Consider the following 13,843-nt stretch of genomic DNA (forward strand, 5'->3'; position numbering starts at 1 on the left):
GATATTAAGAAAATTAAGTTTTACTTTTCTTTATGAAACTTCATGTCTTAATGGTTCGAAAATTATTTCATCTTCTTTTTTAAAACTATTAAAGCATTAAAAAACTTAATTTTCTTAATATCTTAATGGTTCAAATTATTTTTTTTCAACTAGGCAGACGCACTATTTTTTGATCTTCAAAATACTGTTTCAAGGCTATTAAAGCAGCAATTTCTGCTTCCTTAGCCATTTGGATTTTCAGTACGTCGGCGTTGTAATATTTCTTGACAAAATGCGTATCGAATTTGCCCGAACGAAAAGCTTCGTGTTCAAAAACAAATTTCCCAAAAGGCAAAGTCGTCTGCACGCCTTCTACTTTATAATTTTCGATAGCTTTAATCATCAGCTGAATTGCTTCTTCCCGCGTTTGTCCAAAAGTGATTAGTTTGGCCAGCATCGGGTCGTAATAAATTGGAATGTCCATGCCCTGTTCAAAACCGTTATCCACCCTAATTCCTTCGCCAACAGGCAATTGATAAACATCCAAACACCCTACACTAGGCAGGAAATCATTCAGCGGATCTTCGGCATATACTCGTAGTTCAAGCGCGTGTCCTTTTAGTTGCAAATCTTCTTGTTTTATGGTCAGTGCTTCTCCTCTTGCTACTCTGATCTGCAGTTCGACCAAATCAGTTCCGGTAATCAATTCCGTAACCGGATGCTCCACCTGCAAACGGGTATTCATTTCGAGGAAATAAAAATTATTGTTTTCATCTAATAAAAATTCTACGGTTCCTGCTCCTAAATAATCACAAGATTTAGCTACCAAAACTGCTGCTTCTCCCATTCTTTTGCGCAGTTCCGGAGTCAAAACTGATGACGGTGCTTCTTCAACTACTTTCTGGTGACGGCGCTGAATACTGCATTCTCTTTCAAATAAATACAAAATGTTTCCGTGACTATCTGCCATCACCTGAATTTCAATATGTCTTGGAGATGCCACATATTTTTCTATAAAAACAGAACCGTCGCCAAACGCAGCTACTGCTTCGCTTATGGCACGATTCATTTGGAACTCAAAATCGGCTTCGGTTTCCACGACACGCATTCCTTTTCCGCCACCGCCAGCCGAAGCTTTAATCAGGATAGGAAAACCAATTGCTTTGGCAGCCTGCTTTGCTTTTTCGATATCTGTTATCGCTTCATCTATGCCAGGAACCATTGGAATATTGTATTCTTTAACAGCATCTTTGGCTGCCAGTTTGCTTCCCATGATTTTTATAGCATGTGATTTTGGACCAATAAAAATTAAGTTGTTTTTTTCTGCTTCTTCAGCAAAATCAGCATTTTCACTTAAAAAACCATATCCGGGATGAATCGCATCAGCATTCAGGGATTTGGCTGCTTCTATAATTTTGTGTCCCAGCAAATAAGATTGGCTTGAAGGCGCTTCACCAATCCAAACGGCTTCATCAGCAAATTTCACATGCGGTGCATTCCGGTCGGCAGTCGAATAAACAGCTACCGTTTTAATACCCATTTTTTTTGCGGTTTTCATCACCCTGATGGCAATTTCTCCTCTATTGGCGACTAATATCTTTTGCATAATTTTACTCAAATTCAATTAATAACTGTCCTTTTTCCACCGCTTCTCCAGTCTTTACAGAAATGGATTTAATCACACCGTCACGGGGCGAAAGAAAACTGTTCTCCATTTTCATCGCACTCAGAATAATTAAATTGTCATTCTCTTTTACGGTTTGACCAATAGTAACACTGATTTCCAAAATCAGTCCCGGCATGGGCGCTTTGATTGCGTTTACCTGTTTTGCTGACCCAACCTCAAATCCCATTTCCTTAATCAAAATATCCAACGGATTTGAAATTGCAACAATATAATTAGTGTTATTTACCTTAACAGTATAGCGTTTATGATTAAAATCCGATGAAATTATTTCAGCTTTATAAGGTAAGTTTTGATGCAGAATATGAAATTCATTTACTCCAGTAGGAACTGCATCCAATGAGGAAAAGCTTTCTTTTTCAAAATCAAAATGGAAAGCATCATTAACGGTTACTTTGTAATTCGAACTCATTCATTTTTATTTTAGTTTAGTAAAAATAACAAAAGAAAACGTTTTCGTGAATAAAAAACAAAGATTTAGGGAAAATCCTTTAAAGTGATGTTTTTAAGGCATGTCTGCATTATAAGTTTAGAAGACAAAATATTGATTAAATACCAAAAAAAAATCCTGCTAAAACAGGATCTGTAATTTTTTAAAAATTGGTTTATTGATAAGATTAGTGTTAATTAATTCGTCTTCAACTAATTGAAGACCTTTTAATTGAGTTTCGCTTATAAAATCATCCGAAAAATGATATTATATTTCGCTATTCAAGATAAAAAATATATCCAAAATTAATTCCAACCTGCCAGTCGCTGTATTTATTTTCAGTAAATATTTCTTTATTGGGATTTAAACCATCTACCCAATCTGAAGCAAAATATTGAAGGCGTCCTTCAACCAGTAAGTCAGACATATTATTGAGTTTATAGCGGGCTCCTACACCAGAAACGATAGACCATGTACTATTGCTTTCTGTTGAAAAACCATACGAATGCCCATCTGAAGGAATTAAATATTTAGGAAAAGTAGCTTCTAGAGTTCCCAATTCCCCCATTGCTGAAGTGGATTTTGTATTGTAAAAATTATACTGAATCCCAAAACTTATATAGGGAGAAAAGGCACCTACACTATGTTCAAAATCGTGAATTCTATTAAATGGAAAATATTCTATTTGTGCTCCTAGATTTAAAATTGAAGATTTACCTTCCATTGCTCTTAGTTGCTGTTTTCCTAAACTATTTCCATTTTCCGCCCATTCACCAAAATGATTCAATTTGGTTTGATTAAAAGATAATTCGGAGCGCACTTTAAAATGTTCATTGAAATAAGCACTGCTCATTGATTTGGATGAAAAATTGATATAATGCACCAAACCAACACCAAAACCAGTGTTGCCATAACTAGAGGAAGCATCATTTCTTTGACCATAGTCAGATTTCATAACACTAGGTCCAAAAAAAACACCAACTTCATGTGCCAATGATGTTTGTGCTGCAGAAAAATTAAGAAAACTAAAAAAAGTAATAAAAAAACAAATGTAATTTTTGGACATTCAGTGACTAATTTTATTATCGATTCAACTTTACTCTATAAGCTGAAAATTCATTTATTATTCGTAAACAAATGAATTTCAATGCGCAAATAGAACAACTTAATAACTTAATAAAAATTAAAGTCGTTTAATGGGTGTTTTTATAGGTTAAATGCAATTTTTTAAAATAGAAAGATGTATAATATTACAATATACTGATTACTAACAACATGGCTAATTTTTCGTTATTGATTTAAAAAAATAAAACTTTCTATTACATTCTGAAAGTAGAATATAGCTAAAATCGCAGCAATATAATTTTCTTATTACAAAATACTACAATTATTTTTCGGTTAATAATTTGATCAAACTTTCGTCTCTTTGATAAACATCATCATAAAAATTCACATTTCCATTTCTATCTACCCAAGCGGTAAAATAACCAATGTAAACAGGAACCTTCTTTTTCAGCGTATACCACTTTTCTTTCCCGGCATGCATTGCCTTATCAATACGCTCAGGTGTCCAAGAAGGATCGTTTTTTAGCAGTTCGACAGCTAATTCTTTTGGTTTTGCTACGCGAACGCAGCCATGACTAAATGCTCTGTTTTCTCTTTCAAACAAACTTTTAGCTGGCGTATCATGAAAATAAATATTATTAGAGTTTGGGAATAAAAACTTCACCAATCCTAATGAATTATTTTTTCCTGGCAGCTGGCGAACTTGCCCATTGTTCCATTCTAACTGTTTTTTAGCTAAATAATCTTTATCCTTTGCCATTCCTGGTTTTATCTCCTGATTGATGATACTTTGAGGAATCACCCAATAAGGACTAAAAACAATATACTGCATCATACCACTAAAAATAACGGTTTTTGTCATGGCTTTTCCCACTACAACCGGCGAAATAAAACTGATTTCTCCATCCCGAATCACATATAATTTAAACTCAGGTATATTAACTTCGATAAATTCTTTGCCTTTTTCCAATTCGGGATCAATCCATCGGCAGCGTTCCATATTTACGATAATCGTTTTAATTCTATCAGAAACGTTAACATTCATTTCTTTAATATGTTCTGGCAAGATTATATTTTTCGGTGTTTTTCCATGATGCAGTTCGTAGTTTTTAACGGCCGAAATTAAAACCGTATCGCAGACAGCACTTTTACTATTTTCTTTAAGATCTCCTGTGATATAAAGCCTTTCCCTAATTTGAGCTATTCCAACAGCCGAATCCCCTAACTTGAAGTTTTTAAAATCATTGCTAACTTCAATTGCTTTCCATCCGCCATTTTTTTCTATTTCTCTATATTGCTTAAGTACTTCGCGCAGTTTGTAATATTGGCTGAACATTTTATTTTTCTTACTATCACTAATCGCAGAATTGTGAAAAATAGAATCTGAAAACACTTGATAATTCAGCTTTTTTCGAGGTAGAAGCCATTCTAATGATTGTGTGGTTTTTTCATCAAATCCGTGAAATACCTTTTCAGCATAATAAAAGTATAAATTGGTAATCATCAAATCGGTGTCAATTTGTGAAAGTTTATTTTCTAAAGTACGTTCGAAAACCTGATTAATTTTTTCATTATACGGAAAACTGGCTTTCAGTCCTTCATCTGGCAAACCTCTATATTTATTAAATAAAGTATTTCCAAACTCGACGACTCCTTTATTATCCAGCCACAATTGTTTTGTCCCCTGTTTCTTATACAGTTTAAAAACTTCTGCTTGATAAAGAGCAAGCTTTGGATAAGTTTGATAAAATTTAGAAATTGTATTACTGTCAATTGCAATTTTGAGTTCTGCAGTTTCTTTTTGTAAAGGCTTTTTTAAAATTATTGTGTCTTTATTTGTCTTATTACATGAAATCGTAATTATAACAAACGATAATATCAAGAATTTGGAAAAAGATTTCATATTCAGATTATTTTCAATAAAAATAGTGAAGTTTTAAGTGAACAAACAACCTTTAAATATTAAATCCTAATCAAATATTTTAAAATACGGGTTATCAGTTAGTTTACCAGTATTTTTCCTGTTTATAATTAAAGTAATTGAGAGAAAAACACAAACTCCTTAACAAGCAGTCAACATTAACAAATGTGATTTTTATTTTTGGAAACAAAAAAAAAACTGAGAAGCACTACAACACCAACAGTCCAAATTCTCTCAAAGTGTTTACTGGTTTCGAATACCAAAAGAGTTCAAAGTTTTCTAATTGAGTTTCAAAATCGGCTTTTACTTCCTGAAACAAATAGGTTTTCGTGTTTGAAACTGAAAGTTTTTGTATCATTCCAGCCAGCCATTCCCCTTCTAATCTGTTTGTTTGAATGACAAAGCTTTCCTTTTTATCGTGGAAAGTCAAAGTCATCATTTCCCATGAATTTCCTTTTTTGGATTTGGTAAAATATTCTATTGAAGGTTTTCCGCCCAGCCAAACTATTTTTGCAGTGGCTTTTATATTGAAATCAGTTTCTTCATGCAAAGCGTCAGAAATAAAATCGGGATGTATTTTAGTCTTCGGAATTTTAAAATCAAACCACTCCTGAAGCTCATACTCAAAACAGATTCCGTGCATAAAATTGAACAAGGATTTCTTGAGTCCGAAGCTAAATTTATCGTGGTCGATGCCAGTTGAATCAATAAAATTAATATCATTATTGGCAAAAATATTCCCTAACCCCTCCAAAGAAGGAGAAGTGGGAATAGCTCCATATTGCTCCGGAAACATTCCTACCGGACTGTGAGCCGTCATCGCAAATTGATGCCAAAATCCAGATTGCAGTACACCAGCATCAAACAACTGACGTACCATTTCGAGACTATCAACTGTTTCCTGAACCGTCTGGGTTGGATAACCATACATCAAATATGCGTGAACCATTACTCCTGCTTCTGTAAAATTGCGGGTGACTTTGGCCACTTGCTCTACGGTTACGCCTTTGTCTATGAGTTTCAGTAATCGGTCTGAAGCTACTTCGAGTCCACCAGAAACGGCTATACAGCCCGAAGCTTTTAACAGTAAACATAGATCTTGGGTAAAACTTTTTTCGAATCGAATGTTTGTCCACCACGTTACTGCCAGTTTTCTGCGAAGAATTTCGAAAGCCAAAGCACGCATCAAAGCTGGCGGAGCAGCTTCATCAACATAATGAAAACCAGTTTCACCAGTTTGGGCAATCATTTCCTCCATTCGGTCGCACAGCAAACTCGCAGCAACAGGTTCGTAAACCTTTATATAATCTAATGAAATATCGCAAAAAGTACATTTTCCCCAATAACAGCCGTGTGCCATCGTGAGTTTATTCCAGCGTCCATCACTCCACAATCGATGCATTGGATTCACAATTTCGATAACCGAAATGTATTTATCTAAAAGCAGATCCGAATAATCGGGCGTTCCCACTTGCGATTGTTTATAATCATGCTGCGTGGAATTATTTTTATAAACTACTTTTCCTTCTTCTAAAAGAAAAGTTCTTTTATATGAATTATGATTTGGACTTTCAATATTGGCAATTAATTCTTCAATAGGCGTTTCACCGTCATCCAAAGTAATGTAGTCGAAAAATTCAAAAACTCTTGCGTCCGATAATGAACGTAATTCAGTATTTGGGAAACCGCCACCCATCGAAACCTTTATGTCCGGATGATGCTTTTTCACCCATTGTGCCGAGCGAAAAGCGGCGTATAAATTCCCCGGAAACGGAACCGAAATCAAGAATAATGTCGGCTGAATAGTTTCTATCCTCTCTTTTAAAATCGAAAGAAGAATACTATCTATGTAAGTTGGCTCCTTTTGCAAAGCTTCATACAATTCATCAAAAGAATTTGCGCTTCGTCCCAGTCTTTCCGCATATCGGCTGAAGCCAAAGTTTTCATCGACACATTCCACTATAAAATCGGAGATATCTTCGAGATATAAAGTAGCCAAGTGTTTGGCTTTGTCCTGAGTTCCCATTGTTCCAAAAGCCCAATCCAATTCTTCCAGCTGTGCAAATCTAGACGCTTCGGGCAGGAAATCTTCCTGACAGATTTGGAGTGCCAATGTTGGATTTTTTCCCTGCAAAAAAGCTATAACCGAATCGATGGTTTTAATGTATTCGTCCTGCAACGCAAAAATACGTTTACAGTTGTCGGTTATTGGCTGCTGACTGTTGGATTGAAACAAGTTTGTCAATCCTTCTTTTGAGAATAATTTCAAAATCACTTCTATTCCTAAATCTGCCTGAACCGACTCAATATTTTTCGTATTCAGAAACCCTTTAATATAAGCTGTTGCAGGATACGGAGTATTCAGCTGGGTAAACGGCGGCGTGATGAGGAAAAGTTTTGGTTTCAAAAGTGAGATTGTTTTTTTGCAAAAATACGGGATATTTAGTGACTTTTCAGTAAAAGATTTTTTAGAGCTACAATAGAATTTGGAACTGTAATTTACAGCATTGTTTGTAGATATTTAATTACATTTGTAGCAATCCAAATCATGCTGATGAAACATACATTACTTTTAATTTTCTTTATAATTGCTACTCCAATATTTTCCCAAAATAAAAACCAATCCATAGGTTTTAAAGAAAATAAGGGCCAGATTATTGACCAAAAAGGGAAACCAAACACTGCTGTAAAATATTTATTAAATACAAATGGATTAAACGTGCAGTTAAAGAAAAATGGTTTTTCGTATGATATTTACGAGGTAAAAAAGAATCCCATTGCTGCTTCAAAAACGGCCAAAACACTTCCCAATCATATTCCGGAAAAAGATAAAAACGATAAACCAGAATACAGTTTAGAATATTTGTATCATCGAATAGATATTGATTTTGTCAACTCAAATCCAAATGTGGAATTGGTTACTGAACAAAAGTCAAATGATTTTGACAACTACTATAATATTCCAAACAAGCCTGAAGGAATTACGGGGGTTCATCAGTACAAACAAATTACATACAAAAACATTTACCCAAATATTGATGTAGTTTTCTCGATTCCAAATGATCCCAAAAAAGCCGTTGAATACAATTTTGTTATTCGTCCAAAAGGGAAAATATCGGATATCCAATTAAAATTTACTGGAGCCCCAACTGAATTGGCTGACAACAAAATCAAATTGAATGTTCGCTTTGGCGAAATGGAAGAAACATTACCAATGAGCTGGACTGAAGATGGTGAAAGCAAAAAGGAGATTACTGTTGGATACACTAAAATCAAGAAAAATGTTTATGGGTTTGAAAGTGCTGAAAATGTTTCTGGCAGAACCTTGATTATTGATCCGGTTCCGACAAGGCTTTGGGGGACTTTTTATGGGGATGAAACTAATTCACATCAAGCTCTTAGACCATCTAGTATCAGCACTGATTCCTTTGGAAATGTATATGTATCAGGAAGTACCAATGCTGCTAATTCATCATATGCTTCAACAGGTTCACATCAACCTTCACAATCTTCTGCATATTTACATGGAATTATCGAGAAATTTGATCCTGACGGAAATCGTTTATGGGGCACTTATTATGGAGGGCAAGATTATACTGATATAGCGGATATAAAAATCGATTTTCAGAACAATATTATTGTAACAGGAACTACTCAATCATTATCAGACATAAGTACAATAGGATCATACAGACCCAATATATCAGGATATCAGGATGCTTTTTTGGCTAAATTTAACAGCTCAGGCATTAGAATCTGGGGAACTTATTTTGGAGGTCTATACGGTGATTTAGGCAATGCTCTTGATATAGATAGCAACAACAATATTTATCTCATTGGAACAACTACAAGTTATGATAACATTGCTATTAATAGCAATTTCCAAACAAAATTAAATGTTTTTCCTGATGGGTCTTCCGATGTTGATGGATTTTTAGCCAAATTTAGTCCTGAAGGTAATTTAATTTGGAGTACTTATGTTGGAGGTGAAAATCGTGATGATCTAAGGTCTATTGTTATAAAGAATAATCATCTAATAATAGGTGGCTCTACTAATAGTTTCAAAAATATGACAACTGTTGGAGTCTTTCAGCAATCACACGATCCGATTGCACATACTGATGGTATTATCTATAATTTTTCTCTTAATGGAGAACGAATATGGTCTACTTATTATGGAGGAGAGCAAATTGATGAAATATATTCTGCTGAAATTGATGATGATGATAATATTTACCTTGGAGGACAAACTGCTAGTAATAGTAATATAACAACTACTGGAAGTTTTGACAGTTCAAATACATTCTCTTACAAAGGCTTTTTTGCAAAATTAGATAAGAATGGACAAAGATTATGGGGCACTTATTTAGGTGAAGCATATGTATATTCAATTATTTTTAAGAATAATTCAATATACTTAGGAGCAACAAACTTTGGCTTTTTATATCCTAAATTAACAAATTCTTGTTCTTATAAATCTAATGAAGGTTTTGAAGGATATGTTGCTAAATTTTCTAAAGAAGCAGACTTTATATGGGGAACATTTGTAGGTGGAGATAGTACATTTGAAACAACAAAAATAGCCTTAGACAATAATAATATGATATTTGTTAGTGGAATGTCATCTGAAAATGATGGCATTGCTGATGCTGATTCATACCAAGCCAATATACGTGGGGATTTTGAAAATTATTTTTTAATGAAATTTTCAGAAGATATTATTAACTCACCAAAAATCTCAAGTAATTCTCCAATCTGTACCGAAAATTCTTTAGAACTCAAAGCTTCAAACGGCACAAACTATTCATGGACTGGTCCAAACGGATTTACCTCAACAGATCAAAATCCAACGATACCAAACGCTAAAACAAACAATAGTGGAGAATATAGATGCTTGATTACAGGAACCGATATTTGTGATACTACTTTAAAAACAAGTGTTATTGTTGGTAATACTCCTTCTCCTATCGGAGATCCAAATCAGCCTTTTTGTACAGCACAGAATCCAACAATTGCCAACATTCAAGTTACTGGAACAGCTAAAAAATGGTATGACGATGCAGTTCTTGGCAATCTTTTGACAGATTCTACTCCATTATCTAATGGAAAGACGTATTTTGCTTCACAAACCGTAAACAGCTGTGAAGGTCCAAGGCTTGGAGTTACAGTTTCTATAGTTAATACACCTTCTGCCCCAACAGGAAATGCAAACCAGCCTTTTTGCAAAAGCCAGAATGCAACAATCAGCAACATTGATATTACTGGACAGAATATCAAATGGTATGAATCAAATAGTACAGCTACAGGTTTACCAAATACAGCTTTATTAGAAAACAATAAAACTTATTTTGCTTCACAAACCATTGGATGCGAAAGTGACAGAACTCCAATTTTAATACAGGTGAACGACTCGCCAAAACCTGCAGGAAACAGCAATCAGCAATTTTGCATTGATGAAAATGCAGCAATTGCCAATATCAATATTATAGGAACAGCAATTAAGTGGTATAATTCTGCAACTAATGGAACTATTTTACCAGAGACAGCACTTTTGCAAAATGACATTTATTATGCCACGCAAACACTAAATAATTGTGAAAGTGATCCATTTGCTGTTACTGTAAAAATTCAAGATACCCAAAATCCAATTGCTAATTCGCCACAAGTATTCTGCATTCAGAAAAATGCAAAAATCAGTGACATTGATATTGCGGGGCAAAATATTAAATGGTTTGAGAATACTTCATCTACAATAAATTTATCGGAATATACAGTACTCGAAAACGGAGTAACTTATTATGCTTCACAAACCATTTCTAATTGCGAAAGTGGAAGAACTCCGATAATAATTCAAGTTAATGAAGCCACAACGGCCGACTGCATTAATTTTGTTGATGAACTTCCTTATCCTAATTTCTTTACACCGAATAATGATGGTTTTAATGATACGTGGACAATTGATTTTGCTTATTTGGCTCCAAATTCAACAATCAGGATATTTGACCGCTATGGAAAACTGATAAAAGAATTGACAGCAAATACTTCATGGGATGGAAACTATGCTAATCAGCCTTTGCCTTCAACTGATTATTGGTTTGTGGTCACCCGATTAAGTGGTACCGAATTTAAAAGTCATTTTAGTTTGAAGAGATAAAAAAAAGTCCTCAAATCGAGGACTTTTTTTGCAAATTATAAATTCATTTATTTTACTTGAACCAAAACCCATTTAGAAATTTCTTCTAATGCAATTGGTGAAAATGTCTGTTCAATTGCTGCATATTCATCTGGAGAACCAGTTTGGCATTCCTGAAACAGATGATTTAGATTGGGTAACTTTCTAGTGGTTACATTTTTATTTCCGCCTTTAACCAGAGCAGCTTTGACAGCTTCTAAATTAACATCAGCTGGAACCTGCAGATCTTTTTCACCATTGAGTGCAAGAACTGGGCATTTCACTTTTTCCAAAGCAATTGAGGGATCCAGTTTTAGGAAACCAGTAGTCCAGGGACTTGTAATCTGCTCAGCGAATGTTTTAATCTGATTGTCTACCATTTTATCACCTAATTTTGATGTCATGTAACCGCTTACTCTGCTCTTCAGGATAGGATCACCTGCTGGTGCGGCAGTAATAATTTCATAAACACCCTTAAAAATTTCTTGACCTTTTTGAATTTCACTTTCCGAAATTCCCATCTGACGTTCTATTTTTTCTTTTTGCAAAAGCATCAATTTATCTCCGCGGAGTCCCGGTCCTGCCAATAATACAATGAATTTTATATCCTTAGAATTCTCCGCAACAATAGGAGCAATTATCCCGCCCTCGCTATGACCAATTAATCCAATTTTATTTTTATCAATTTCTTTTCGGGTTTTCAGATAATCTATTCCCGCCTGAACATCTTTGGCAAAATCCAAAGTGGTTGCTGTTTTATATTCTCCAGTCGATTTTGCAGTTCCCCGATCATCAAATCGTAATACACCAATACCCTTTTTAGTCAGATAATCTGCCAAAACCAGAAATGGTTTATGTCCCAGCATCTCTTCATCCCTGTTTTGTGCTCCGCTTCCGGTAATTAAAATCGCTACAGGAAATTTACCTTCTTTTTGAGGTAAAGTTAAAGTCCCTGCTAAAACATTCTTATCTATTTTATTTTCAAAAGTAACATCTTCAGTATAATATGAAAACGGTTTTTGTGGTTCCTGCGGTCTTTTTACAATTTCTTTTTCTAGTTTTTCTCTAGACAAATTCAACGGAAGAGACTGCCCGCTTTGTGTAAAAGTACCAACAATTACATTGAATTGATTTAACTCTCCTTCAAAAACAATTCGGGCATTTGGAATCTCGAATTTTAAAATATTGTTTTCAAAAGTGGTGGTGGTTACCGGAATTCCTTTTGCTCCTTGGTCTGGGCTATCCATTGTCGAAGTATATCCCTTTTCACTTTTACTTATATTAATAACAAGTGCTAACTGTCCTCCTGGAACTTTTAAAAAACCATTCCATTGGCCTGTGATTTCCTGCCCAGACATTATAAAAGAGGACAAAACTGTCATTATAAAAAATACTGTTTTCTTCATTTTATTTGATTCTATTTTATTAAAAACTGAGTTTGATTATTTTTTGATGATAACAAAAAGACAAAATCTTTCCCTTTAGCCCCGATTACTTCGTCAGTTCGCTTCGCTCGTGTGCAGTGGAATCTTGTGGGCTGGGGTTCAGCCCACAAGATTGAAACGGAAAGCGGGACGATGCTTGCTAAAAATGCTTCATCTTTTTGCTCCCCATTACTAATTGAAGCGTTATCTACTTTTTCTCTATTTCCTTAAATTTAATATAGGAATACACCATTGGGACAAATGCCAAAACAGTAACAGAAACGATAAATACTGTCGAAAAAAAAGCTGCTTCAAATAGAAGTGCGCCTAATACAATTAAAAATCCGCCAATAAACCAAAGCTTTCCTGCAAAAACATGAGTTAGTTTCCATACCTCACTATTTTCTAAAGTCCAAGGTGTACGAATACCTAAAAAATAATTAGGCTGAATCACTTTATAATAATTCCCCATGGCAATAAATAAAATTCCGCACAGCACAAAAATAAAACTAGGACTCGAAAACGATAGGCTCTTAGAACTAAAAATAACAAACAATGCCAATACTGAAGCAAACAAAACAAAGACAAACTTAATTTGGTAAAACTTGCCTCCCATCAATGAAATTTTCTTTTTAGGATCAATTTTTGGAATAATTAAAAACAGAATGTATATAAAAACTGGCAGCATAAAAGGAACGCTGATCAGTGAAAATTTATCTCCCCAATGATCGATTTCTCCTTTGGCATTCCAATGTGTAGGAACTTTTTCGGGCAATGAGTTCCAAATAAAAGCTAAATAAACAAAAGGCAATAACACTATTCCAATAATTGGAAGTTCTTTTTTAAAAGCTGCATTCATTATATTATTTTTTAAAGGTTAAAATCCATTGCAATACATCTTCTATAATTGTTGTATTAATGGAATAGAAAATAAATTGCCCAGATTTTTCGGCGGTAATTAAATCGGCGCGTTTCAAAATATCCAAATGATGAGAAATACTTGGCTTCGACATATTAAACTGATCGGCAATTTCTCCCGCAGATAAATCCTTTGTTTTCAAAAGCTCCAATATTTCTCTTCGTGTGGCATCATTCAATGCTTTAAATATGTCATTCATTATTTAAAGTATTTATATATTTAGACAAATGTCTAAATACATTTTTAAAC

Annotated in this window: 9 protein-coding genes; 1 reads left to right on the forward strand and 8 read right to left on the reverse strand. The window is 34.4% G+C overall.

The window, feature by feature from the left end; all coding sequences use genetic code 11:
* Positions 1-145: 145 nt before the first annotated feature.
* The 5 genes from accC to C8P67_RS04815 form a co-directional block, all read right to left on the reverse strand.
* Positions 146-1,585 carry an acetyl-CoA carboxylase biotin carboxylase subunit gene (accC, locus tag C8P67_RS04795; protein ID WP_115810918.1) on the reverse strand — a complete coding sequence of 480 codons (1,440 nt, stop codon included), beginning with the start codon at positions 1,583-1,585 and terminating at the stop codon, positions 146-148.
* A 4-nt stretch (positions 1,586-1,589) separates the two neighbouring features.
* Positions 1,590-2,075 carry an acetyl-CoA carboxylase biotin carboxyl carrier protein subunit gene (locus C8P67_RS04800; protein WP_115810919.1) on the reverse strand — a complete coding sequence of 162 codons (486 nt, stop codon included), beginning with the start codon at positions 2,073-2,075 and terminating at the stop codon, positions 1,590-1,592.
* 295 nt (positions 2,076-2,370) lie between these two features.
* A complete protein-coding gene (locus C8P67_RS04805) occupies positions 2,371-3,159 on the reverse strand; it encodes a THC0290_0291 family protein (RefSeq protein ID WP_115810920.1) in 789 nt (262 codons plus the stop codon).
* A gap of 321 nt (positions 3,160-3,480) precedes the next feature.
* Complete coding sequence (locus tag C8P67_RS04810) at positions 3,481-5,061, reverse strand: L,D-transpeptidase family protein (RefSeq protein WP_115810922.1); 1,581 nt, start codon at positions 5,059-5,061, stop codon at positions 3,481-3,483.
* 226 nt (positions 5,062-5,287) lie between these two features.
* Positions 5,288-7,486: a B12-binding domain-containing radical SAM protein gene (locus tag C8P67_RS04815; RefSeq protein ID WP_115810924.1), complete on the reverse strand. Its 2,199-nt coding sequence runs from the start codon at positions 7,484-7,486 to the stop codon at positions 5,288-5,290.
* A gap of 147 nt (positions 7,487-7,633) precedes the next feature.
* On the opposite strand from C8P67_RS04815, the gene C8P67_RS04820 reads away from it, so the two are divergent.
* Entirely contained in the window at positions 7,634-11,233 is a 3,600-nt protein-coding gene (locus C8P67_RS04820) for a DUF7948 domain-containing protein (RefSeq protein ID WP_170141410.1), read from the forward strand.
* 47 nt (positions 11,234-11,280) lie between these two features.
* Here the strand turns inward: C8P67_RS04820 and C8P67_RS04825 are convergent, their stop codons facing one another.
* The 3 genes from C8P67_RS04825 to C8P67_RS04835 form a co-directional block, all read right to left on the reverse strand.
* Positions 11,281-12,657, reverse strand: coding sequence for an alpha/beta hydrolase family protein (locus C8P67_RS04825; protein WP_115810928.1), 1,377 nt, complete (start codon positions 12,655-12,657; stop codon positions 11,281-11,283).
* Between the two features lie 226 nt (positions 12,658-12,883).
* Positions 12,884-13,534 (reverse strand): SdpI family protein, encoded by a 651-nt coding sequence (locus C8P67_RS04830; protein WP_115810930.1) that lies wholly within the window; start codon positions 13,532-13,534, stop codon positions 12,884-12,886.
* Between the two features lie 4 nt (positions 13,535-13,538).
* Entirely contained in the window at positions 13,539-13,793 is a 255-nt protein-coding gene (locus C8P67_RS04835; RefSeq protein WP_115810932.1) for an autorepressor SdpR family transcription factor, read from the reverse strand.
* Positions 13,794-13,843: the final 50 nt, after the last annotated feature.

Source organism: Flavobacterium aquicola (assembly GCF_003385115.1).
GTDB lineage: Bacteria > Bacteroidota > Bacteroidia > Flavobacteriales > Flavobacteriaceae > Flavobacterium > Flavobacterium aquicola.